This window comes from Maribellus maritimus, assembly GCF_022267315.1.
Classification (GTDB): Bacteria; Bacteroidota; Bacteroidia; order Bacteroidales; family Prolixibacteraceae; genus Draconibacterium; species Draconibacterium maritimum.
On the sequence record NZ_JAIKLE010000041.1, the window covers coordinates 1 to 26,146 of the forward strand.

The window sequence follows — 26,146 nt, forward strand, 5'->3', positions numbered from 1 at the left end:
ATCCGGGTCAGCTCCACCTTCCTGGTGTGGCCCGTTGTCGGAACTAAACATCACGATGGTATTATTTTCCAATCCCAGTTCTTTTAGTTTGGCCAGTACTTCGCCTACCTGCTGGTCTAAAAGTGTTACCATGGCGGCAAATGCGGCATGGCTTTCTGCTTGTGTGCCGTAAGCTCCGTTTCTAAAATCATCATCCCCGGGCTCTGCACCTTTAAACTCTTTTTCAGGAAGAAACTGCCCCCGAAACTCAGCCAGGTTTTTTTCGGGTAACAATAACTCGGCATGTGGAATTACATTCGGATAAAAAAGAAAAAATGGCCTGTCCTTATTTTTTTCAATAAACTGCAAAGCTTTTTCGTGAATCAGTTCAGCGGCATAATCTTCAAATTTATCCCCCCGGTTTCCTTCCAAGATAATTTTGTTTTGGTTGTCCCATAAATATGAAGGATAATAGTTATGTGCCAATCTCTGGCAATTGTAGCCAAAAAACTCATCGAATCCCTGGTTATTGGGCTCACCTTCAGAGCCGGGATAACCAAGGCCCCATTTCCCAAAACCACCGGTTACGTAACCGGCCTGTTTAAGCATCTCGGCAATGGTAAACGTGCCATCAGGAATGGGCCACTGTCCTTCGGGCTGAACTTCTTTGTTCCCCCGGATAGGCGTGTGCCCGGTATGCTGCCCGGTCATCAGCGATGAACGTGAAGGGGCACAGACAGTTGTGCCGGCATAATGCTGGGTAAACAACATTCCCTCGCTCGCCATTTTGTCGAGATTGGGTGTTTGAAAACGGCTTTGACCGTAACAACCCAAATCGCCGTAGCCTAAATCATCAGCAAGAATATAAACGATATTGGGTTGGGAATTTGTTGTTTCATCGCCGGTTTTTTGTGGTTTGTTTTGGCAGGAAAAAAGAATTGGAATAATAATGGTAAGGAAAAGATTTCTTTTCATTGAATAAAAGTTTGATTTGATCATTTGTTGAACGTAAACACCTCAGATTCCGTTCTGGCTGACTCCATTAATTTTAATAAGTTGTTGGTAATTTCGGGATGTCCTTCAGCTACATTGTTTTCTTCTCCCGGATCATTTGCCAGATTATAAAGTTCGGTTGTTGTTTTTTCAGGTGAAAACACGTCATAACGAATTAGTTTCCAATCGCCTTGACGCACAGCCAGCCGACCGTTTCTTTCATGAAATTCCCAGTACATATAATCATGTTCCTTTTGATTTTCGTTCCCCAGCAGCGTTGGCAAATAAGAAATCCCGTCGATATTTTCCGGTGTTTCTGCTCCAATCAAATCGGTTGCCGTAGGTAGAAAATCCCAAAAAGCCGAAATATGATTGGTTTTACTTCCGGCCTTAATTTTTCCGGGCCAACGTACCAGCATGGGCATACGGATTCCTCCTTCATACAAATCGCGTTTATACCCCTGGAAGGGTCCGTTGCTGTCGAAATAATCAGGATCAGCTCCGCCTTCAAGATGAGGCCCGTTGTCAGAAGTAAAAATAACAATGGTATTATCATCAATCCCGAGTTCCTTTAGCTTTGCCAAAATTTCTCCCACCTGATCATCCAACAGATTAATCATTGCGGCAAACGCTGCATGTGATTCAGGTTGCGATCCATAACCACCGGTTTTAAAACGGGGAGCTCCTTCGTCTGCTCCTTTGTATTCTTTTTCAGGGAGAAATTTACCGCGGTATTTTTTGATGTACTCTTCAGGAGCAAACAACTCGGCATGAGGAATTACCGATGGATAATACATAAAAAACGGTTTGTTTTTATTTTCCTCCATAAATTTTAAAGCCTGTTCGTGAATGGGGATTGGGGCGTAGGTTCCACGGCCCGCACCTGCGTTATCTTCCAGCCAAACTGTATCCTGATTGTGATTTAGAAAATAAGGATAGTAATTGTGTGCCAGGGTTTGATCGTTGTAACCATAGAATTCATCAAATCCCTGTTTATTTGGATCGCCTTCCGAGCCGGGATAACCAAGCCCCCACTTTCCAAAAGCCCCGGTAGCATAACCATTTTCTTTTAGTAGTTCAGCTACTGTTAATGCTTCCGATGCCATCGGCCAGTTGCCAAATTCGTCACGTTTGTTTCCGCGAATCGGTGTATGCCCGGTGTGCTGCCCCGTTAATAATACGGAACGCGATGGAGAACAAACCGTTGAACCTGCATAATGCTGCGTAAAAGTTATTCCCTCACTTGCAATTTTATCGATATTTGGCGTTTGAAAATGGGTTTGCCCCTGGCAACTCAAATCACCATAGCCCAAATCATCTGCTAAAATATATATGATGTTGGGTTTTGTATTCTCCTTATTCTCCTGTGGTTGATTCTGACAAGAGAACAGCAGTAAATTCAATAAAAATAAAATGAATAAATTCTTCATGTAAAATTATATTTAGGTTTTTTAGTTCAGCGTATACTTCAAAAATACATAAATCAGTCTACCAAACCATACGACACCCAAATTTAACTGATTCGGTTTGCTAACAATTAACACATAACACTCTCTCTTCAACCAAATCAATAACAACTAAAAAAGCGTCTGTTGATAAACAGATAAAAAGTATTCTAAAGTATGACGACCTAAAATAAAATTTTACGTATTGCTTCTAATTTTTATTGTGTTTGATTTTAATCCTTTCCCCTTGACTTGTAGTTCAATTTCACCGGCTTCCTTAATTGATTGAACAGTTACAACCAATTTTCCGTTAAAAGCTTTCATGGTTGGGATATGAAACATTTCCAGCGACGTAGCATCTCCGTTACAAACTGCCCTAAATTCACCTGCACCCGATACTTCAAAACTTAACTGATTGTCAGCATTCGGACAAAGATTTCCATCTTTATCAACCACGGAGACCGTTACATAACTTAAATCTTTTCCATCGGCTGAAATTACTTCCCTGTCGGCCGATAATTCAAGGTGATGTGGTTTTCCCGCGGTATGAATTTCTTGCTCTGCAACCGGATTCCCATTGCCATCAAAAGCAACTACTTTAAGAGTTCCGGGTTCGTATTTTACATCCATCCAGCGCAAACGGTAACGATCGAGTCTTTCTTCCCTGTTTTTTGTTCTTTTCCCCTGGCTCACGCCATTTACAAAAAGTTCGGCTGTATTATAGCTGGTGTAAACAAAAACAGGCGTGGTTTCTCCTTCACGACCATCCCAATTCCAATGTGGTAAAATATGTAAGGTCTCCTCTTTGGTATTCCAGCGACTTCGGTACAAATAATACCTGTCTTTCGGTAAACCGGCTAAATCGCAAATTCCGAAATAGGAACTCCTCGAAGGCCAGGCTTCATTATACGGTGTTGGTTCTCCCAGATAATCAAAACCTGTCCAGACAAACTCGCCAATTACCCAGTCATAATCATCCTGCCAGACAAAGTCGTCGTCAGGGATATTTGACCAGTTACACGCTTCCAAATCGTAGGAAGAACTTTGAAAATCACCGTAAGTTTTTTGTTTATACTCTTCCACCGGAAATTTATAAACACCACGCGAACTAACGGTTGAAGCTGTTTCCGAGCCCAGGATAAATCCTTGCGGGAACCGTTGATAAGCTTCGCCGTACAAAGGCAACCTGTAATTTAGGCCGGGAACATCGATAATTGCTCCGAATCCATTTTTCATTGTATTAGCCACCTGGTCCATACCAACCGTAACCGGGCGGGTGGGGTCTTCACGATGAAAGATATCCTGTAACCATTTTGCTCTTTTTACTCCTTCGTCTCCCCATTGGTCGGGAACTTCGTTGCCTGAACTCCACATTACAATACTTGGATGATTCCGGGTTGCGCGAACCAGGTTAACAACATCTTTTTCCGCCCAATCGTTAAACCACCTGTTGTATCCGTTTTTCACCTTTGCTTTTGCCCACTCGTCAAAACTTTCGGCCATAAATAAAAATCCCATTTCGTCGCATAATTCCAATTGCTCGTGCGAGGGCATGTTATGCGAAGAACGAATGGCATTGCATCCCATATCTTTCAAAATGGTAAGTTGCCGCTTTAACGCTGCTTTATTTACTGCTGCTCCCAGTGGCCCCAAATCGTGGTGCAGGCAAACGCCTTTAAACTTTGTTACTTCACCATTCAATATCAATCCTTTCCCGCGTTCGTAAACTACACTTCTGATTCCAAAACGGGTAACTAACTCATCTTTTAGTTCATTTCCCTCGAATAGTTTTGAATGTGCAGTATATAAATACGGCGATTCTGTATCCCATATTTCCGGATGGGGAACAGCAATATTTTGTTCTATTGTTTTACCAAATTTTTCATCTGAAGTTTTGCTTGCCACCACTTTTCCATCTGCGTCAACAATATCAGTAACCAATCTTACATCTTCACCATTTACATCTGATTTGATATTCACTTTTGCCACCTCTTCTGAAACAAATGGTGTGGTAATAAATGTTCCCCACTGTTTAAAACTTGTTTCATCTTTTACGATTATCTGCACCTTTCGGTAAATTCCGGCACCCGGATACCAGCGCGACGAATTTGATGGATTTTCTAACCTCACCGCCAAAATGTTTTCGCCATCTTTTAAATAATCAGAAATATCAAAATAAAAATATGCGTAACCATAGGGATGATTTCCAACTTCTTTACCATTTAGCCAAACGTGTGCATCGCTCATGGCTCCATCAAAAACCAGCAATACTTTTTTCCCTGCCTTAAGTCCGGGAAGTTCAAATGTTTTCCGGTACCAACCAATACCAATATGAGGTAATGCTCCTGTTCTGCCAGTTCTCATCCGGGCTTCTTTTTCCATGTCTTGCGTAACACGTACTTTTTGTGCATCGATTTCTTTATCGAATGGTCCTTTAATAGCCCAGTCGTGCGGTACGGAAACCGTTTCCCAGCTGGCTGTGTTTGTTTCCGGTTTTTCAGCTCCGGCAACTTCCTTATTTATAAATTTCCAGTTTGAATCCAACGTAACGAGCTGACGAACCTGTGCATTGCCCCCCAAAAAGAGAAAAACAAAAAAGCAAAGAAATATTGATGACTTCATGGTTTAAATATTATTGTTTAAAGTAAAGACTTTTCCAAAATAGAAATTACCTAATTTATTTCAAAGTATTCTTGTCTTTTGCTTTGTAATTTTGAACCGCTCCACCATATGGGAAGCCGGGAGTCTCTGAACGGTTTTTCTCAAACAACTCTTTCATTCTCTGAACCATTTCAGGGTTATCTTTGGCAACATTATTTGTTTCTGAAATATCGGTAGCAAGATTGTATAGCTCTATTTCATGGGACAATCCGTAGCGGACGCCTTTCCAGTTATCAATTCGGGCAGACTGGCGAAATCCTCCATCAGGCATAATTCTCCCCCAGCCATCCAACTGAAACTCCCAGTTTAAACTCTCGTGTTTGGCTTGTTCTTTTCCTTCTAAAACCGGCAAAATTGAAATCCCGTTGGTTTGAGCGGGAACCTCGATACCGGCAACTTCAGCAAGTGTTGGGAGAATATCCTGAAAGCCGCTGATATGATTTGTCATTGTTCCTGGAATAATTTTTCCTTTCCAAACAGCCATCATCGGCACCCTTATTCCACCTTCATACAAATCGCGTTTAAATCCACGCAACTCCCTGTTACTGTTAAAAAACTCGTGGTTGTGCCCTTCGTGGTGGGGGCCGTTATCGCTGGTAAAAAAAACAAGTGTATTTTCCATTTCTCCCATCTCCTCCAGCTTTTCCAGCAGTCTCCCAATTTGTTTGTCAAGTAAGGTAATTTTGGCGGCGTGCAACCTTTCATTTGCAGGCCAGCCTCTGTCCGCGTAGATATCTTTATTTCCAATTTGTCGCTCATGCCCGTGCGGCGCCCTGTATGACATAAACAGAAAAAAAGGCTTTTTTTGATCAATTTTATCCAGATAGTCAAATGCAAGTTCCGTTCTGAATTCATCTTTACATTCCCAATCCTCCCAATTATAATAAACCGAGTCCTGTTTCCCATTTATCCAGTGAAGTTCTTCATCATAATTAATACCGCCAAAACGCGAACTCCATTGTTCCTGCACGGCAAAATCAAAACCTCGGTTATATGCCCAGGTTGAAACATCATTGGGATCATCCAAATGCCATTTCCCAATAAAAGCAGTTTGGTACCCTGCGGTTTTCATCATTTCACCCAAAGTCATTTCACTTTTTTTCAAAGTTACTCTCATCCAGCGGTCTCCGGAAAAGCTGCCGCTATTTCCACGAATGGTATTAAAAGTAGATGAAATGCCGGTCATTAGCACTGCTCTTGAAGGAGAACAGACACAGTTTCCGGCATAAAAATCGGTAAACTGCATTCCCCGACCTGCCAGGCTGTCGAGTGACGGCGTTTTGATGATTTCCTGGCCATAACAACCCAATTCCCCGTAACCAAGATCGTCTGCAAGAAGAAAAAGGATATTGGGTTTTGTTTTATCAAATTTATTCTCCTGATTTTGACAGCTTGTCAAGACCAAAAATAACGCGGCATAAAAAAGAAAAAAAGGCTTCATATTATAGTAATTAAAAAACAGGTTATTTGATTTAAATTGGTTTTATAACTCTTCAGTTGTTATTTCTATTTCCATTTGATTCCACTTGTAATTGGTAGTGTGGTCATCTCCTGCATCCGACCATATCAATACCATTTTTTTACCGTCTTCGCTTATCCATTTAGGATTTAGTTTAAATCCGTACGTACGATTTTCTTCCCTGTCAACATAAAAGTCTTCCTCGTAATAAAACTGCTTCCATGGACCGTATGGAGTTTTGGAATACCAGAATCCTATGCAAGCCGGATATTTACAGTGATTACACCAGCCGTCCCAAAAGCTTTTATTTTCATCGGTAATTCCATAGCTTACCATCATGTACAAATCAAGCCCTTCGTTATACACAACACTTGGAAGCCATGATGCCCACATCCATTCTCTTCCTTCCGGAGCTTGCGGGTATTGCAGGTTTACTCCACGTTCTTTCATATTTTTTGTCCATTCTGCTTTCTCACCTTCCCAGTGTTTAAAATATTCATAAGATTCTTTATCCCGGATTTTATCCTTGTGTACTCTTATCATCGATAATTTATCGGGAGCGTGTTGCTCAGGAGCATACATATAAACAAAATCATCTTTGGCGGCTGAATTGTCCTTTCCATTCTGGCAGAAGGCAATCCAATTAAAAGCATATGAGTCTTTATCGATATGGAACCTGGGATCTTCTTTATAAAAGAAAAAAGATGCCGAATCAGTTTCGCCAAATGTTTCTTCGGTTTCCCGTTGGTCGTTCCAGCGATAAAATGTTTGCCCCAGATCGGGTGAATACAGTAAACGGTTAGCAATGGGTCGGCGATACCAGGTATCTGTTGCGCTTTTCCAAAGCCACACATAAATAACACCTTCAACAGATATGGTTCCGTACGCATACAATGATGAACTGCCCGGATTTACCGGCCATCCTTCCATTTTAGTAACATCTTTATCTGCAAAATTTTCGTCTCCCTCAATACGAATGCACATCGATCCCTGATATGAAGGGGCGGTGGTATTTTTTGTGCTATCTCCCCACCAGCCGTTTCCGTCGTCGAGCATGGTGTAAATATTTCCGTCGGCTGCCCAGGTCTGACACCAGTTGTCGCCAAACAATCCTTTTCTGGCAACCGTTTCTTCTTTAAAAATTATTCCGCTTGGATACTCTTTTTGTTTTTCCTGACAACAGGTAAAAAGAACGATAAGTACTGCTGCCTGAAGTATATTTTTCATTGATAAAAATTTTATAGTATATCCGCTACCTCATAATTCCAATAAATAATTTAATTAGGAGGAATAGGCAAAGGAACCACATCGCGATAAATAATCATCCAGCGATGAAGTTGCGTTTTAAATTCATGTTCCCGTTTTTTATGTTCCTCTTTCCCGGAAAGATTTACAAACTCATCGGGGTCATTTTTTATGTCAAAAAATTCGAACATTGGCCTTTCCGGAGAAAATATAGTGGTATGTGAAAATTTTTCTTCGAGTTTCCCTTGTTCGTGCAGTTGAATCATCTCTTTCCACATCTCGCTACCTGCAAAATCAACCGGATGGTAAGACAAATGAAAAAGCGGATTGTAGATCAACTTGTATTCTTTATTGAAAACTGTCCGCGATAAATCAAATGCTGATGAATTGCCCGGTAAACCTGAACCGTGTGCTCCGCGAACAGCAAACAAATATTCGTGATTTTCGGTTTCATCGCCCTGCATGGCATGTTTAAAACTTTTCCCTGTCATTTGTTTATCGGGTTTTATACCGGCAACGTCGAGAATAGTCGGACCCAGATCGCCGCCTGAAATCAGAATGTCTGACTTTGTTCCGGGCTCTATCAATTCAGGGTATCTGGCAATTAAGGGGACATGCAGACCACAATCGTACAAAGTTCCTTTTCCCCGCAATAAAGCCGCGCCATTATCTCCCATAAAAATAACAAGTGTATTATTATACAAGCCCCGTTGTTTCAATTCATCTAAAACTTGACCTATTCTGAGATCCAGTCGATTTATTTCGCCAATATGTGCAGCCAAATCTTTTCTTACTTCTTTTGTGTCCGGCATGCCTTCAGGAAGCGTTATTTTTTCAGGATCCGGTTCGAATTCCGGGGCAGTAAAAGGTCGGTGGGGATCGCTGTAGTTCGCCCACATAAAAAACGGCTTGCCTTTTGGAACCTCATCCAGAAATTCTTTAATCTGAACCAGAACTTTATCGCCAATGCCCTGGTTCACATAATCCATTCGTTTTCTGAAAGTTTCCATTCCGAATTCTTTAAAAACATCAATGGTTTCCCAGGGTTTTTTACCTGAACCATCAAGATGATAACTTCTTCCGCAAACGCCGGTATAGTATCCTGCTTCGCGCAATAATTCTGGAAAAGTAATGATGTCTTTGTCGAGTGGTGCGGAGAACCGCAACATTTGCACATCCAGTACATTTCGCCCGCTTAATAGAGAAGAACGGGAAGGAACACACTGTGGTGCGGTTGTATACGCATGATTAAACAACATACCTTCTGAAGCGAGTTTATCAAGACTCGGCGTTTCCATATCCTGATTTCCGTAGCACCCCAGATAAGGTACACTATGATCATCAGATAATAGAAACAAAATATTTGGCTTTTCTGCCGCTCCCGTTTTTGAATAACTATTTAAAAGAAACAGAAAGCACGCTAAAAATGGCAGGATATTTTTCATTGTAAATGGAGTTTGGTTAAAATTAAAACGTTAGTTTTTCCTTTTTAAAGTTATAACTGAAAATGATATAGCTTTTAAATCCAATTTAACCTTGTTTTGCTCTAGGTCAATATCTTTGGAAGTTGAAAAAACAGGACTCTCGTCATATGGATTTGTTCCTGAATATTCTACAAATGAATCAATAAAATCAGGCTCAAACCCGAGGATTTCGATATCAACTGTTTCTGATTTGTTGTTTTTATTGATTACAAGGATTTTGAGGACCTCCAGATCTTCGCTAACAGTTGCGTATAATCTTATAAAATCGTTTTTGTGAGGAAAATCAATAAAATAATCCAACACGTTTTCATTGATTAATTTGGTTATATCTCCCCGGGGTTCCCGATTATTGTCCATATCAAGAATATTATATGGCTGATTTTCATCTGGTCCGTTCCAGGGTCCGTGTGTGTTCCAAACATAGGTCGCTTTTACATCTTCGAAACAACACGCATTTAATACCATTTCACCATATGCAAGCGCTCTGAAAATATCATCATTATCTGATTTATCTTTCCAGGGACGCGAATTTAATTCCGTTACATGTATCTCGATCTCCGGAACAGCAGAGTTATTTACGGCATTCTGGCATTTTTCAACGTTATTCACCAAAATGTCAGTACTATTTTTCCAGCCCTCGTAATCCTGATTTCGCCATTCGTATTTGTATAAATAATTATGCACACAAATAAAATCGATAAGTTCAGGGGCATAATTTAACACCTCGGCATGCCAGTTTCCAAGTAATCCGGGACCAACCATAATAGATGGATCCACCTCTTTCATCGCCTGAGCAAAATCGGCATAAATGGTTTTATATTCTTCAAGTGAAATCAAATCAGAATGATGATCCACTTCGTTTCCGATGGCCCATCGTTTTACACTATACTCTTTTGTTATATTGGCATATCGAACCCACTCAACAGCCGTTTCTTTAAGATATTCGTAGGAAGGGCCGTTTTCGTATGTAAAAGAAAAAATATTAATTACGACCATAGGTTCGGCGCCAACTTCGCGACAAATGGAAATATATTCATCAAAATCCATGTCTTTAATAAACTCGCCGGAAGATTGATCTACCGCCCAGTCCCATTCACCGGGGGCCTGTGAAAAACTGGCCACTTTGGGTGTAAGCTTATTGCCCCAGTCTCCGTCTGCATCCCAGAGGTAGTTATCTGCCAGGTGTCCGTATGGAAACCGAATAAATTTTACCCCCATGTCTTTCATTGCATCCGCAAATGAAATTTCAGGGGAACGTTCTATATCAGAATCCATTAGCCAACAAGCAACAACACCTGCCGGCTTTGCCGTGACTTTTTTAATCGTTTTTGAAATATCAATTTTGATATCATTTACATCCGGTTCATTTTGAGTACTTTCTCCTATATCTGATTTCTGACACCCCAGAAACAGAAAAAACATTACGTATAAAATAACATTCATTTTCAAATGGCCAATTTTAGGTTAAGAAGAGGGGACTGATACCCCTCTTCATTTTCTAACAAACTAAACTAAACTACCAACCCGCATTTTGTTTCAGACTTGGATTGGCTTCCCTTGCGTTAAAAGGGATTGGATAAATATAATTTCTTAGTGTTGCATCTGCCTTGCGTGCGGGATTTACATTAAGCGTAAATTCCTCAAGCAATCTGCCTGTTCTCTGACAATCAAAATAGTGCAGGCCTTCAAAACAAAGTTCCCACTTTCGTTCCTGCCATATCCGCTCTCTGAGTTCTTCTTTTGATATGGGAAGTTCAATTGCAGGTTGACCCGCTCTACCCAGTACTTCATTTATTCCTTTAATTGTATTTGCATCGGGTGTTGAGCCGGCTTCGTTCAATGCTTCAGAATGCATTAATAAAACGTCGGCATAGCGGAGTACAATCCAGTCTGCACCGTAATCGGTTGCGTTTTGTGCACTTGTTTCAGGACCAACATCAGTTAGAAATTTTCTTACATGAGGTCTTTTGAAAGTATTCGAGGAACCGTTCCAAACTGTATCACCATTTGCACTTACATAGTACTCCAGAAATGTACGCATGTAGCGGTTATCGTTTTTAGTGTTATTTGCGATAAAGTCCTCCCAGAATGTTTCGTTAACCGAACATTGAAGCCACGAATAAGGCGTGTAGTCTGTTGCCCCGCGTACACCTGTTCTGGCCACTATCTGGTTTCCTTCTCCGGTTACCCCGGCAACCGCTGATTCAAGATACTGAATAGAAAACAGGATTTCTTCATTGTTAGCCACCTCATAAATTGACGGGTAGTCCTGCAATAAATCGTAGTTACCCGCCGCAATTACCTTCTCGCATTGCTGAGCGACATCGCCGTACAAGCTTGCATCACCGTCAACCAACTGTCCTGAATTATAGTCATATTGCTTACCTGCCATCGCCAGATAAACCCTTGCCAGCATTCCCGAAGCAGCACCACTTGATACTCTTCCTGCATCACTTTCCGTAACATTTGAAGGAAGATTCGATTCAGCAAATTTTAAATCTTCTACAATAAAGTCATAAATATCGTCTCGTTCTCTTTGTTTGAGAAACTCACTTTCAAATGCTTCCACGTTGGTGGAATCGGGTGCTAAAACATCGTTTAAACTTTCGGGTGATTTTGTAACCAATGGAATTTGACCAAACATCCTTACCAGATTAAAGTATGCGTATGCCCGGATAAACTTTACTTCTGCTTCGTACCTGCTTTTAATGGCATCATCGAGCGTTGAACCTTCCAATGCTCCCAAAACGGCATTTGCCCTGCTAATTGCATCGTAATGCCTGTACCATAAATTCCATATGTCACCCTGATCATCCTCGTAAACCATCGATTCCGCCCAGGGGCTCCAGTTGTGTCTCATTAAACCACCAATACACTCGCTTGTGTAAAATAATCGCCACCAAATATTCAGATCCTGGATTCCGTCGTAAACACCAACAAGGGCAGTTGTAACGTCTCTTTCGCTTTGAAAAAAATTGTTTGGAGTTATGGTTGAGTATACTTCTTCTTCAACTAATGAATCACAAGCTCCAAATATTATTATTACTATTAGAAGATATATTAACTTTTTCATTTCTGTAATTTTAATCTGTTAAAAAGTAATGTTTAATCCCATGGTAAAACTTCTAGGCACCGGATGCGATGCACGGTCGATACCATAATCAGTATTGCTGTTTACAGAACTTACATCAGGATCCCACCCTGTGTATTTTGTGAATGTAGCAAGATTTTGAACGCTGAAATAGATGCTCGATTGAGTAAAGATATTTTCAAGCGGCAAATTATATGAAAGCATTACATTTTGAATGCGCAAAAAGCTACCATCTTCAATATTTATATATCCCTGAGGTTGAGCCCCAAGTTTAGCATATTTTGAATCGGTATTTTCAGCTGTCCAGAAATTCCGTGTAATGACTCCATTATCAATTGACAATAATTCGCGCGACATATTGTTCCTGACATTCAATAAATTAGTCATGTAACCTTTGGTTTCATTTTTAATTTGTCCTCCATAGTTCCCATACAAAAACATACTAAGAGTAAAGTTTTTCCAGGTTATTTCATTGTTCATACTGAACGAAAAATCGGGTTCGGGATTAAAGATTATAACCTGATCTTCACCCGTTATTTTGTAATCGCCATCTGTATCAACTCTGCGATAATCGCCAATTTGTGCTCCACTTATAGGCACTCCCTCCGGGTCGCTATAAGCATCTAAATCGGCCTGATCCCGAATTATTCCATCAACAACATAACCCCTGTCTGCACCAGTTGGATATCCTATTTTCCAATCTTGTGTAGGATCCGATAATTTTGTGATTCGGTTCCTGTTCAAAAAGATACTTGCCGAAGTATTCCATTTTACTTCGCGATCGACAACCTGTGCATCCAACGAAAACTCCCAACCCTCGTTTTCAAGTTCTCCGGTATTCATTGTTGTAGAATTAAAACCCGATGTTTCGATGAGTGAAACACCTAGCAATAAATCGAGTGTTTTTTTGAAATAATAGTCAACGTTAAAAGTAAGACGGTTAAACAAACCGATATCCATACCAATGTCCAGTGTTTGTGTTGTTTCCCATTTTAAATCAGGATTTGCCAAACGGTTGGCTGCCACACCTGAAACAATTTGATTACCAATAGGATAATTAGCCAAACCAAAAGTCGCCATTGAATTATACAGGCCAATATTCTGGTTGCCGGTTTCTCCCCAGCTCGCTCTTAATTTTCCATAAGACAACCAGTCCAATCCTTGTGCAAACTCTTCTTCTGAAACGCGCCATGCGCCAGCTACAGAAGGAAAGAATCCCCATTTATTTCCTTCTCCAAACCTCGAACTGCCATCATATCTTCCCGTTACTGTGAAAAGATATTTATCAGCCAATACATAGTTAATCCTACCCAAACCAGAAGCCAACGACCACTTGGTTTTGTTTGATTGTGGTGTTCCGTATGTAGTTGCGGCAGCCAGATTATTGTATAAATAAGCATCGGTAAAAAAATCGGTCGCACTTGCTCCCAGCCTTTCATAAACCTCTTGCTCATAAGTAAAGCCACCAACAATATCGAAACGATGAATACCAAACTCCTTTTTATATGTAGCAATATTTTCATTAATTATGTATGAATTGTCTTGAATATTTAAGCTGGCATTACCATTTGACAATCTTCCATACTGAGTTGTTGTTGGATCGTAGTAGTAGTTTTTGCGGTTTCTGATATCACCGCCAATGCTAAATTTTACCGACAAATCCTTAACAGGCTTCACATTCAGATAAATGTTTCCGAATGCCCTGTTCATCCTCTGATAGTTTTCCTGCTCTTTTGCCTGGGCAACAGGATTTTCCAATGTTTGAGTTGCCGGCAGGTTGTTGATCTGATAATCACCATCTTCGGTATAAATTGGTAAAGCAGGCGACATTTTGATTGCCTGATTTATAATTCCTCCCCTGCCTTCCATACTTGTATTTTCGCCTGAGTTGGCTTCTATGTTATGACTCAGAAAAAGATCAAGACCAGTATCCAACCAACTGGTTATTTCGCTGGAAATAGCAGATTTAATGTTAATACGATCATACTGCCCTGAAATCATTAAACCTTTATGATTGAGATAACTTACCGACATAGCATAGGTGCTTTTATCGCTTCCCCCATTAACCGAAATTAAGTGATTTTGCACCATCCCTGTGCGAGTTATTGCATCAAACCAATCGGTTCCCTCACCTACTTCGGAAGGAAGTGGCCGGTCGTATGACGAGCCGTTATACCATACATCTGCCGGATCCAAACCGGGGTCGGTTGCCAGTTCCCACTCTGAATAAAAAGTAGCGAATTCTTCACCATTCATCAAGTTTAAATCGCCTGGAATAGTTTCGAAAGTGAATCGCGAACTATACATTATTTGTGGTTTTCCACCTTTGCTTCCTTTTTTTGTGGTGACCAGAATTACACCGTTTGCTCCCCTCGATCCATAAATAGCTGTTGATGAAGCATCTTTAAGCACTTCAATTGACTCAATATCTTCCACGGGAATTGTATTGATATTGCTTAGCGGAACACCGTCAACAATATAAAGTGGCTGAGATCCACTGTTAACAGAGTTATGCCCCCTGATGGTAATTGAAACACCTCCGCCCGGAGCAGAAGAAGTAGTACGAACCAATACTCCGGATGCTTTCCCCTGCAGTGCCTGTCCTAAATTAGCACTGGGACGTTCAACCAAATCTTCTGATTTTACTGAAACCACTGAACCGGTTAAATCACTCTTTTTCATTGTTCCGTAACCAATAGCAACCACTTCTTCAATTCCAATTACATCTTCCTTCAATGACACACCGATAGTTGATTGCCCCTCCACTGGAACCTCAATTGTGCTAAACCCAATAAATGAAAAAATAAGGGTTGAATTAGAACTGACACCAGACAAGGAATATCTCCCATCGATATTGGTAGTTGTGCCTGTGGTCGTACCTTTAATGACCACATTTACGCCGGGTAAACTCACACCATAGCTGTCGGTAACTTTCCCGGACACAGTGATCGTTTGAGCCTGAGCAAAAAATACACCCAGCAGCCCAAAATTTAATAACAAAATTTGAATGAATTTTTTCATACTTAATTAATTTTGATTTAGTTAGAAACTTTTAATTATCTGTTGATTGATATAAATTTTAGCAAAGACAATTTATTTATCATAAAATTTCTTTTTGATTCAATTTTCTTTCACACAAAAACAAATATTGATTTAAGCAACAGAAAAACAACGATTGCCAGCAAAATGATGAGGACAGAAAATACAACTTTATGTTTATTCAAAATTTGTTTCATCGGTTTAATTTTATGATACAAACTTATCCGGAATGAGTGGGTCTGGCGAGACGGAATTTTTATAAAACTGACATCATTTCTTTCTAAAAACAGCAACAAATTTGACGATTTCCGGACACAAATTTGACGATACAATATCATAAAAACCAGAGAATCAGCTCACTGTATATTTATTCGCAGAAATAAAAAAGGAAAGATTATTTTTCTGATTAAAGGGAGGAAATTATTTCTGAAAGAAGGACTGAAGAAATAAATTTTACCGGTTTAAACACGGTCGATATATTCCCTGGGAGCCATTCCATACAATTTTCTGAAACATTTTGAAAAATAAGAACGGTTCGAAAATCCTGTTTGATCCATCACTTCTGATACTGTAAACTTTTTAGTGCGCAAAAGTTGCTCTGCCCGCCGGATTCGAACCGTTCGAATAAATTCATTCGTGGTTTGCCCCGTTAAATTCTTAATTTTCCGATATAAAGCATTGGACGAAATCCCTGTTTGTTGCGAAAGTTTTGCAATGTTAAAGTCCGAATCCGATATATTATTCTCGATACAGTTTACAATCTTTTCAAGTACTTTTTCGTCTTGTGATGCGATGCTTACTTTTTGGGGAGTCACTATTTCATCGAGGCGCAAATACGCTTTAAGTTGCTCTTTCTTTTTCAGGAAGTTTTCAATTCGCACCTCAAGAAGTTCTATATCAAAGGGCTTAGTTATATACGCATCGGCACCACTCTTTAATCCTTCCAGTTGCTTTTCGGCCTCCGACTGTCCTGTTAGCAGAATCAAAGGGATATGTAAAGTTTTGGGATTGTTTTTGAATTTTTTAGTGAATTCAATTCCATCCATTACCGGCATTACGATGTCGCTGATTACGAGATCGGGTTCTCTAAGCATTACCATTTGCAGTGCTTCTTTTCCATTTAAAGCGACCTCTACATTGTATTTTTCTCTTAAACTCGCTTTTATAAAATCAACTATTTCAGTGTCGTCTTCAACCAGCAAAATATTTGGTTTTCCGTTGGCAAAATAATTTACCTCCAGGCTCTCATCCAGTGCTTCTTCTTTGGGTAGCTTTAAAATGGTATCCAAGCCTTGTTTTTCTGATATCAAACCTTCTTCCCGGTAATTATTATTTACAGGCAGGCATATCGAAAATCGAGAACCATTGCCGGGTTCACTTTTCAAATCAACTTCACCACCGTGCATTTTAACATATTCCATAACCAGGGTTAGTCCTATTCCGGATCCTCTGTTCATTTTCAAAGCATCGTTTGCCTGGTAGAAACGGTTAAAAACCTTTTGTTGATCTTCACTGGAAATACCAATCCCGGAATCGCTTACCAAAATCCGGAATTTTTGTTCTGATGCTGTTTCACCACCAGTAATTGAAACATCTATTTTTCCATTTTCGGGTGTAAACTTAAAAGCATTGGAAAATAAATTGAATAAGATAGTTTCAATTTTTCGCAGATCCATATAAACTTCCAAATGGTCAAACTCAGAATGAAATAAAAATTCAATATTTTTTCTTTCTGCTTTATCCGTAAACAACAAATAAACATTCCTGGTAAATTCAACAATATCAAACCTGCTTATCCGCATTTTTAACGTTTTGTTTTCCAGCAGTCTGAAATCAATTAATTGGTTATTTAACCACAATAAACGACGGGCATTGTTTTCGATTAAATTTGCATATTTTTTCCCACCGGCATCGAGATTTTTATTTTTAAGAAGCTTCTCAACGGGGCCAATTATCAAACTGAGCGGAGTTTTAAACTCGTGAGCAATATTTGTAAAAAACTGTTGGCGAGCCTTTGTCAGGTTATCGGTATACTCCTTCTCCACACGAATTAATTTCAGCTCACCTTTCATTTTTAACCTGTTTGTATAATAATAGATAATAGTCCAGGTTACTCCAATAATTAAAATAATATACAAAGTTATAAATAAAGGACTGGCCCATAGCGGAGCTTTTATTCTGATATCCAGGGTTGTTTCGGCTTTATTCCAAACACCATGATTGTTTGTACCTCTCAATCTGAATTTATAGGCCCCGGGTCGCAAATTTGAGTAAATTGCATTTCCTGCTGCTCCATTAATATAATTCCAGTCCGGATCTGCATTTTCCAGTTTATATGCATAGCGTATCCCGTCTCGCTCGTCGAACTGAAGTGTTGTGAATTCAAGCGAAAATGAACGATCAGAATAATTCAGTTCAAGCTGATGTGTAAACGAGATGTCTTTTCCCAATATTCTTTTGTCGTTGTACAATTGACCCGGAATAATTTTCTGATTGCTTACTTGCAGTTCTGTGAGTACAACGGGAAAAACAGTATCAATTTTTTTGATGTCTTTTGGATTGAACCGGATAAAACCATCATGTCCTCCAAAAATCAGATCGCCATTTTTACATTTCAGATTACAGTTTTCAATAAACCTGTTAATCGGTATTTCATTTCCACTGGGGTAAATTTCAAAACTACCGGTTTCGGGTGTAAATTTTATGATTGCGGAATACGATGATGCCCAAATTGTTCCCTGTTCATCTGCTAAAATATTTATTAACGGGTAATTTTGATTTGATTTAATTTCAAAACAGGAATATTCTTTTGTTGAAATGTTGTATTTGATTATACCATTTTTTAATCCCAGCCAGATGGTTTTGTTGTCAGCCGAAAAGATTGTATATATCCTGGAATTTTCGTTTGCTAATTGAAAGTCAATTTCGCTGGTCCCTTCAAAAGTTTGTAAATCAATTTTATACAAAACAGTTCCGCGGCAACTATACAAATTATCTTCGCCTTTATACAAATTCAATCCCATATCAACCAAAAACCGGAAATTAAAAGTGCCGTTTACCTCTTCAGCTTTATGAAGACCAGCAAAAGTATTTACCAAAATTGTACCATCCTTAAGTTCAAAAAACTGGGTAATATAATTGGTTCTCAATCCACTCAACGAATTAAAATCAGCGGTATATTTTTCCATTTTTTTATGATAAGGATCCCAAATATTTATGCCGCCATTGGTTCCCATCCAAATCCTTCCTTTTTTGTCTTTCAATAAACATTTTGCGCCATTAATCGATAATTTTCTTGGCTCAGGTTGTTCAGAATTAAACGCCTGAACGATACCCTTTTTCGGATGAAATGTTACAAATCCATATTGAGTCCCAAGCAAAAGATTTTCACCGGAATCTTCAACAACGCTTCTAATTTCGTAACCCGCTATATTATTCTCGCGGGTAAAAGACATGGGATAAAATCGAAACCGGTTATTTGTTTTTGAAAGTATGCTCAATCCGTTGTTTGTACCAAACCAAAGCGCACCGGAATTATCTTCAAAGATATCCCAAACGATGCTGTTTGTCAAAGAATTAGAATTAAAAGGGTCGTGAACATGAATCTTAATGTCAAAATCCGGATTCATTTCACCCAGTCCAAAATCGGTTCCCATCCAAAGTTGTCCGTCACGCGATTTTAAAATGTCTTTGGTTGCCGAATTGGTAAGATTTGAATTTTCTTCCCTGAAAAATTTTTTCTCGTTGGTAAACCGGTTATATAAAACTAAGCCTGTTTGTGTACCAATCCATAATAATGAATCGTTATTTTCATCAAATGGAAGGAGACTCATGGTCAGGTTATTTTTGATGGAAGGACGGTAATCCAACTTCATATCAATTGTTGTAAATACGGCAGACCCTTTTGGTAATTTATTTAGTTTATCGAAAGTACCAACCCATAAGTTTTCATCTTTGTCTTTATAAATAGCCCGAACAATGTTTTGGCTTATATTACTGTTTGAAGTATTAAACTCCTGATAACTTTCTGTTTTTGAGTTATATTTAATTAAACCGGTTTGGGTGCCAATCCAGTAAATACCCGGCTCCGGATCTTTATAAATGGTACGAACCTGTCTATATCCCCCCAAATCAATCCTTCTGCATTTTTTTGACTGCACATCCATTTTACACAAACCTGCCCCTGTTGCAATCAACACCGAATCATCTTCAAATAAAAAATCTTCTACATAATTCGAAGGAATCGTGTGCTGGTCGTCAGCATCAAAAAAAAATTGTTTAAAACGAACCCCGTCGTAAATGTTTAATCCGTTTCCTGTACCAATCCACATAAACCCGTATTTATCCTGCCCGATTGAATACACAATGGAATGGGATAAGCCGTCGGCCATGGTAAGATTTCGAAATTGTGTATTTTGAGCAAAACAAAACTTGACTGAAATAAGGAAAAGAATAGACAGGTGATATTTAATTAGCATTAGTTTCACAAGACGAATGTAAAAAAATACCCAATTAAACATCAATTTTTTCAACACAGAATTTTACAGCAATAAAAAAAATCCTTAAAGTTGACTATCCCGAGGCAGAGCCAAGGAGTATTTCGCGAACTTTATTTTCAACAACATTGCAGAAAAGTCAGGTTTTCTTTATTTCACCCCTCTGTCATCCACCATCTGGCCGATGAAGTCTCCCCTGAAATCAGGGGAGAATATAAGGTACCCCCGAGGCAAAGCCTCAGTGAATTATTTGATTAAAAGTAACAATTCTGTTTATCAGCTTTCTCTCCATAATACAATCAAAGGAGTAACCTTTTTTAAGGAATTATTCAACACAAACGATAAAATGCACTTTTAGAATTTATGTGTAGAAATTTAGTTTTCACTGCCCGGCATAAATAATTGAAATGATTCCGGCAACAAACAAAACAAACATTAATGTAAGAAGTCCGTTTGTGCTTTTGGGTGAATTTTTAAATTCCTTCCAGATAAAAACACCCCATAAAGCAGCCACCAGTGTTGCTCCCTGTCCCAGTCCGTAGGAAATAGCAGCCCCGGCCTTACCTGCAGCGATAAGATTTAACGAATTTCCAATTCCCCAGATTATTCCGCCTAATATACCCACCCAGTGAATCGACATTTTTCCTTTAAAATAAGCTTTATATTTTACAGGCTCGCCACTTATGGGCTTTCTCATTAAAATGGTATTAAACAAAAAGTTGCTAATAAAAACACCAAGAGAAAAAATAACAAATGCTGTATACGGAGTCATCATTCCTTTGGCAGGGTTGACGAAATTATCCAAATCCATTGATGCTGCTACAAAACGATAAAAGAAAGACATTAATACACCGGCAAGGACAGAAACAAGAATTCCTTTTGTAGTTACCTTTTGATTTCCGGAAGATGCTTTTTTAAACGCTACAGCATTTAAAATAATAGCAATAGTAATTAATCCAACGCCTAGAAAAAGAAAAACCGGGTCACCTTTTTGTGAGCCCAGATAGTTTATAATCACCCCCAAAACCAGTGCCAGACCGATCCCCACTGGAAACGCCACCGACATTCCGGCAATTGCAATAGCTGTTGACAGCAAAATATTTGCTGCATTAAAAATTACTCCTCCCAAAAACGCACTTCCAATATTTTTCCAATCAGCCTGAGCCAAATCAACTACAAATCCACGTCCGTTTTCGCCGATACTTCCAAGAGTAAAAGCAAAAAGCAAAGAAAGCAAAAGAACACCGATTACATAATCCCAGTAGAAAAGCTCGTAGCGCCAGGTTTTCCCGGCCAATTTTTGCGTATTGCCCCACGAGCCCCAGCAAAGCATGGTTATAAAACAAAAAACAATTGCCAGGAAATAACTATTTACGATAAACATAATAATTCGATTTAGTTGTTATTTTTGATTTAGTTAAAAAATTCACTCACCTCTTTTTCATGAGGTATCGACATTTGCGCCCCCATTCTTGTTACACAAATAGCTGCAGCAGTGGTAGCAAACTCAATGGCTTGTTTTAAATTGGTTCCGTTGCTCAATTTTGCAACCAAAGCACCGCAAAAGGTATCTCCGGCTGATGTGGTATCAACTGCAGCAACTTCGAGTGCTTCAATCATTCCTTTAAACTCGTCACTCAAAACAAAAGCACCTTTTGAACCCATGGTTATGATTACGATTTGTACTCCTTTGTTTTTTAAATACTGCGCTGCCTGTTCAGCAGTTTTTACATCTTTTACACAAATCCCTGTCAACAACTCAGCTTCCGTTTCATTTGGAATGAGCATATAAAGATCAGCTAATAAAGCATCCAACAATTTATCAGCCGGCGCAGGGTTAAGTACTACTTTTTTCCCTTTTCCTGAAGCAATTTCGGTAATATAGTTTACTGTAGAAAGAGGGATTTCGAGTTGAAGCAGAATAAAATCTGAAGATTCAATTTCATTAATTTTCTCGTCGATATCTTCAGGCAATAAGGTTTCGTTGGCGCCTGGTGCAACAACAATTGAATTTTCACCTTTTGCATCGATAGTAATTAATGCAATTCCGCTGGGTTTATCTTTGTTAATACGAACCGGTTCAACATCGATTCCATCATCTTTTAAATTTTGAAGCGCCTGTTTTCCAAATATATCATCCCCTATTTTCCCAAGAAAAGATACGTTTCCACCAAGCCGTTTTGCCGCCACAGCCTGATTGGCTCCTTTTCCCCCGGCATTCATAAAAAAATCGCCGCCAAGAATGGTTTCACCAGGTGCGGGAAATTTTGAGGTCTTGATTACCATGTCGGTGTTGGAACTCCCGACAACAAGGATTTTATTCATTTAAATAAACTTTTAACTGTTTAAAAATCAATTTGGTGTATGCATCATCAGCGTTTCAATTTGATAAGCAAGAGAGTCGGATGGCATTTTTTCCAATAAATACTCATGTCTTCCATTTGGATCATCCACCCAACTGTTGCTACCATCGGCATGTGCGATAAACTTTCCTTTTTGCACATCAAAATAAGGGTTAATTCCACGCGCTGCTACCAAAACGGCTGTCTGATCCCAACTTCTTCTTCCATTTTTGTCGTATTCTCTTTTGGGAATACTAATGGCATACACTTTCCTTACAGGACTGTCCGGTGCTCCATCTTTAACGAGTCTTAATCCTGTGAGAACCTCAACACCTATTTCAAATCCGCTAAACACTACTTTACCCGGCCAGTTTTCAATTACATATACCGATGAGGCTGAATCTTTCATTACATTGTATTCCTTTCCTTCCGGAAATTTGCCGGCCATTGCCACCCACAATTTTACTTTCTTCGCCACCAAGTCTTTTCCGTTTAAGGGTGAAAACGAGTCGGGGCCAGACAACAACAAATTTTTCAGGTTGGTTAAAAAACCGACGGTCACTACTGTTACACTTGTGTCAGGCTGTTCGGCCAGTATTTTACGGTAAACACCAACGGCATCAAGGGCATCAGAAGTTTTTTGATACCGGTGCGGGTAATTTGCCGATAAAGAATCGGACCAATGCAGCTCTCCGCAATCCTGCGCTACACCTTCAGTTTTTGGTGCTCCGACCGGAAGATTTGGACGCCCAAAATAAGTATTTATGACATCGATACTTGGAACTACTAACGGACTTAGATTTGAAGCTATGGTTGCCAGTATTTCTATTTCATCATTATCGGCCAGGGCATGTATCATTGCCAGGGCGCCAACATCATCGTAATCGCCACCAATATCAGTATCAAAAATTATGTGTGGTTTCTGAAATTTATTTTCCGCCTGTTTTAAGCTCTTTTCTTTTGAATTACATCCCTGAATTAAAATAGCAGCAATAAAAAAAGAGAGGATAAAACTTGCACTGGTTTTTGTGTAGCTCATCTTTTTTGAATCAGATCTTTTGATGATATTTTTGTGAACAGATCCCTAAAAATAGCATCGCGGTTTAATTCATTCGCCATACGGATAAAATGCCTTCCACGATCAACGCTGTATGTTACCTGGTCTGTTAAAACAGGACTATGTACCAGGTTGGTTGAAATCCATGATGAATTAACCAGCCATGCTACTGCAGTAACATCCCAGATCACTTTTGACCATGCTTCTTTCCCGTGACTGTATTCAACTACAATGTTGTACAAATAATCCGAAAGTTCGTTCTTCCCTTCAAGGTAATATTTCAATTCAGGAATTGTTGTATGAAAATGCGAAACCACAGGCCGGCATGGCATAATTACAAATGGTACTCCTGAGTTTAAAACCACCTGTGCAGCCAATACATCCTGTTTCAGATTGAATTCCTTTTGATGCGGCCAGTTCAATCCGTTTCCCCCCAGCCACACAACTACAATGTTTTTAATAATTTTGGGTTCTATCAATATCGCCGACGCAATATTTGTTATACAACCAACCGGTACCACGTATAAAGGATCGTCGGGAGAACTCGCCATTGCCTTTTTTACCAAATCAAGTGCGGCATCGCTTCTAATTGGTTTATTTACATCCTGCAAATAGTTGTCTGAGCCACGAAAAGCAAAACCTTCAGGCGATTTCCCCATAAACTTTAACAAACGAAGTATTTCCTGGTAGCTCTTTTCCATTCCATCTCCCGGCCCGTTAGAGCGGCCATTGTGAAATGGAGCTGCATAAACAGCCTGAAGATCTATTTTTTCTTTTGATAAATAGGCATACGCCAAAGCAAATTGGTCATCCACCTCGTTGTAAGTATCGGTATCCAAAATCATTTTTACTTTCCCGGTGGGCGGAGTTAATTGTTGCAAACGGAAAGTTTCCTTTAACACAGGAAACCCCTGTCCGTTAGCAAATAAAATTGGAAATATTAAAAACAACAGAAAGAACATCTTTTTCATTTTCATTTCTTTTTAATTGGTTTATATCAGATTCTTTTTACGTAGAGAAAATATGCGCCGCAAATTTCATTATTATTTTTGTCGAAAAACCAGGTTTGGATACTTATATCGCCTTGATTTAAATTCATTGTAAATGTTACTTCTTTATCAGAACTGGCAATCTTTTTTGATTTCTCCCGGTTCCCGATTCTGATCTTCGCTGAACGAACGGACAATTGAACTCCTTTTTCAAGCCAACCATCTGTTACTTTTTTCAAAGGAAGGCCGTCCTGCAAAGCTGTTTCCGATTCCCGTGGCCAGCGTCTTAATTCAAACCGGTACTCTCCCGGCTGGTGTACCGCAACATGCCAAACGCCATTCTTTTTTACACCCCACCGAATTTGCTTCTGCTGATCTACAAAAACATCCAACCACTCGCAGGCGGTAAGTAATGCAGGGTTTTCCTGTTCGTTGCCGATAACCACGCGTTGCACTACAGCAACCTCATCTTTAACAGCATCCCACCAATTGTTCAGGTGATTTCTCATTTTCTGCACAATTTCGGGATATTCCAACGCAACATCTTTGTCTTGATGTGGATCTGTAGCAATATTGTACAATTCGCGATTTTCTATCAAACGCCAACTCTTCCAGAGAACACCGGCACCATCTCGTTGCGGAATTGCAGGATTTTTAGTCGTATATTTTACCTTAAAATTTGGCATCCGGCTGTAATTGATCACCAGCATTCGATCCTCCAAATTCTCTTTTGCTTCATTCATTAAAGGAAAAAGATTCATCCCGTCAAGATTTTTGGGAATTTCTTTAATCCCGGACATGGCCGCCAAAGTAGGCAACAAATCCTGAACCTGGCATAATTCTTCAATCGCTTTCGGGCTTTTACAGATTTTTGAAGGAGTTCGGATAAAAAGTGGCACACGATGTCCACCTTCCCAAAGTTGTGTTTTTCGGCCTTTCATGCCCGCGTTGTAATAATCTGCTCCAAATGTACTGCCATTGTCGGTCAAAAACACAATTATCGTTTTTTCAAGCTGATTGTTTTCAGTCAGAAACTCGTAAAGTTTTCCGATATTTTCATCAATGTTATTTCCCATTGCCAAAAAACTAACGAGCTCCTTCTTTTTCGATTCTGAAAGATGTTTAACAATTTCCGGATGTTCTTTAATCGATCTTTTTATTGATTCACGGTACTTATCCGGAACATAATGTGGAGAATGAGAAGCGTTTAACGGAAGATAAGTAAAATATGAAATCTTTTCGTCAATCTTTTCCGACATCCACTTTATTGCCTCATCAAAAAAAACATCGGTACAATAGCCCTTGTATTCTTTTCTGTTTCCATTATGCATATATATGTCGTCAAAGTAATCGTTGTCCCAAAAGTCGGGTACACTGTTTATATGAGAAGAGGGAAACCACAGCGTTTCATCAAACCCCCTGTCCTGCGGACGATACGGATAGTTATCTCCCAAATGCCATTTGCCAAATACAGCAGTGGCATAACCCGCCTTTTTAAAAACATTGGCCATGGTTGGCAAGTCGGCTCTTAGCAATGTGCGTCCGCTACTTACATTTACAGCACCATTTCGAAATGCGTCGAGCCCGGTTAATAATTCCCCGCGGGTTGGAGTGCACATCGGGGCTACATGAAAATCGGTAAAACGAAATCCTTCTTTAGCCAGCCTGTCGATATTTGGGGTGTGAACCAAAGGATTTCCATTGCACGAAAATTCTCCATAGCCTTGATCGTCGGTTAAAACAATTACAACATTGGGACGTTGACTTTGTGCCCATCCAGAGAAAAAAACAAAAATCAGACTGATAAAGATTAGACACTTCATAATGAACTGAATTCCACTTGTTAATTTGATTTAGGACAGTATA

15 protein-coding genes are annotated in these 26,146 nt (G+C 39.5%); all 15 read right to left on the minus strand.

Annotated elements, in window-relative coordinates; genetic code table 11:
- Positions 1–954 (minus strand): sulfatase-like hydrolase/transferase (locus tag K5G00_RS24490; RefSeq protein ID WP_238769145.1); only part of this gene is annotated, 954 nt, incomplete at its 3' end.
- Positions 955–974: 20 nt separating this feature from the next.
- Entirely contained in the window at positions 975–2,402 is a 1,428-nt protein-coding gene (locus K5G00_RS24495; protein ID WP_238769146.1) for an arylsulfatase, read from the minus strand.
- Positions 2,403–2,615: 213 nt separating this feature from the next.
- Entirely contained in the window at positions 2,616–5,039 is a 2,424-nt protein-coding gene (gene galB, locus K5G00_RS24500) for a beta-galactosidase GalB (RefSeq protein ID WP_238769147.1), read from the minus strand.
- 55 nt (positions 5,040–5,094) lie between these two features.
- Complete coding sequence (locus K5G00_RS24505; protein ID WP_238769148.1) at positions 5,095–6,519, minus strand: sulfatase-like hydrolase/transferase; 1,425 nt, start codon at positions 6,517–6,519, stop codon at positions 5,095–5,097.
- Between the two features lie 42 nt (positions 6,520–6,561).
- Complete coding sequence (locus K5G00_RS24510; protein ID WP_238769149.1) at positions 6,562–7,764, minus strand: hypothetical protein; 1,203 nt, start codon at positions 7,762–7,764, stop codon at positions 6,562–6,564.
- A 50-nt stretch (positions 7,765–7,814) separates the two neighbouring features.
- The gene (locus K5G00_RS24515; RefSeq protein ID WP_238769150.1) at positions 7,815–9,227 is read right to left on the minus strand and encodes a sulfatase family protein; all 1,413 of its coding nucleotides are present in this window, start codon (positions 9,225–9,227) and stop codon (positions 7,815–7,817) included.
- Positions 9,228–9,257: 30 nt separating this feature from the next.
- Positions 9,258–10,709 carry a GH39 family glycosyl hydrolase gene (locus K5G00_RS24520; protein ID WP_238769151.1) on the minus strand — a complete coding sequence of 484 codons (1,452 nt, stop codon included), beginning with the start codon at positions 10,707–10,709 and terminating at the stop codon, positions 9,258–9,260.
- 73 nt (positions 10,710–10,782) lie between these two features.
- Positions 10,783–12,339 (minus strand): RagB/SusD family nutrient uptake outer membrane protein, encoded by a 1,557-nt coding sequence (locus K5G00_RS24525; RefSeq protein ID WP_238769152.1) that lies wholly within the window; start codon positions 12,337–12,339, stop codon positions 10,783–10,785.
- An 18-nt stretch (positions 12,340–12,357) separates the two neighbouring features.
- A complete protein-coding gene (locus tag K5G00_RS24530) occupies positions 12,358–15,378 on the minus strand; it encodes a SusC/RagA family TonB-linked outer membrane protein (RefSeq protein ID WP_238769153.1) in 3,021 nt (1,006 codons plus the stop codon).
- Between the two features lie 479 nt (positions 15,379–15,857).
- Positions 15,858–19,787: a two-component regulator propeller domain-containing protein gene (locus K5G00_RS24535; protein WP_238769154.1), complete on the minus strand. Its 3,930-nt coding sequence runs from the start codon at positions 19,785–19,787 to the stop codon at positions 15,858–15,860.
- Positions 19,788–20,274: 487 nt separating this feature from the next.
- Complete coding sequence (locus K5G00_RS24540; RefSeq protein WP_238769155.1) at positions 20,275–21,276, minus strand: GRP family sugar transporter; 1,002 nt, start codon at positions 21,274–21,276, stop codon at positions 20,275–20,277.
- A 29-nt stretch (positions 21,277–21,305) separates the two neighbouring features.
- Positions 21,306–22,217, minus strand: a complete 912-nt coding sequence (gene rbsK, locus K5G00_RS24545) for a ribokinase (protein ID WP_238769156.1) — start codon at positions 22,215–22,217, stop codon at positions 21,306–21,308.
- Between the two features lie 27 nt (positions 22,218–22,244).
- Positions 22,245–23,273: a nucleoside hydrolase gene (locus K5G00_RS24550; protein ID WP_238769157.1), complete on the minus strand. Its 1,029-nt coding sequence runs from the start codon at positions 23,271–23,273 to the stop codon at positions 22,245–22,247.
- A complete protein-coding gene (locus tag K5G00_RS24555; RefSeq protein WP_238769158.1) occupies positions 23,270–24,262 on the minus strand; it encodes a nucleoside hydrolase in 993 nt (330 codons plus the stop codon). The genes K5G00_RS24550 and K5G00_RS24555 overlap by 4 nt, the downstream gene beginning before the upstream one ends.
- Before the next feature lie 26 nt (positions 24,263–24,288).
- Positions 24,289–26,103 (minus strand): arylsulfatase, encoded by a 1,815-nt coding sequence (locus K5G00_RS24560; RefSeq protein WP_238769159.1) that lies wholly within the window; start codon positions 26,101–26,103, stop codon positions 24,289–24,291.
- Positions 26,104–26,146: the final 43 nt, after the last annotated feature.